Source organism: Faecalibacterium sp. DFI.5.82, from assembly GCF_029076575.1.
GTDB classification, from domain to species: domain Bacteria; phylum Bacillota; class Clostridia; order Oscillospirales; family Ruminococcaceae; genus Faecalibacterium; species Faecalibacterium duncaniae.
Genome location: NZ_JARFIS010000946.1, coordinates 1 through 294 on the forward strand (window position 1 = coordinate 1; position 294 = coordinate 294).

1 protein-coding gene is annotated in these 294 nt (G+C 60.2%); it reads right to left on the reverse strand.

Annotated elements, in window-relative coordinates; translation table 11 throughout:
• On the reverse strand, window positions 1–294 hold a 294-nt coding region (locus tag P0G09_RS19610; protein WP_275253514.1), incomplete at both ends, for an FtsW/RodA/SpoVE family cell cycle protein.

The following is a 294-nucleotide window of genomic DNA, read 5'->3' on the forward strand; positions in this document are numbered from 1 at the left end:
CAGCAGCTTGCCCAGCTCCTTCGGCTCGTTGAGCCGGGTGCGCACATTGTTCAGGTGCATGGCAAAGGTCAGGAAAAAGCTGATCTTGGCCAGCTCTGTGGGCTGCAGGGTAAAACCTCCCAGCTTGTACCAGGAATAGTTGTCGGTATCGCCTGCGTTGTAGCCGAAGGTCAGCGGGCCGATGCTCACATTGCGCACCACCAGCGTGGGCAGCACCATGCCCCAGGTCAGGGCCACATGCACCGGCCACACCTTCACCAGGCTGCGGTAATCGATATTGGACAGCAGCACCGC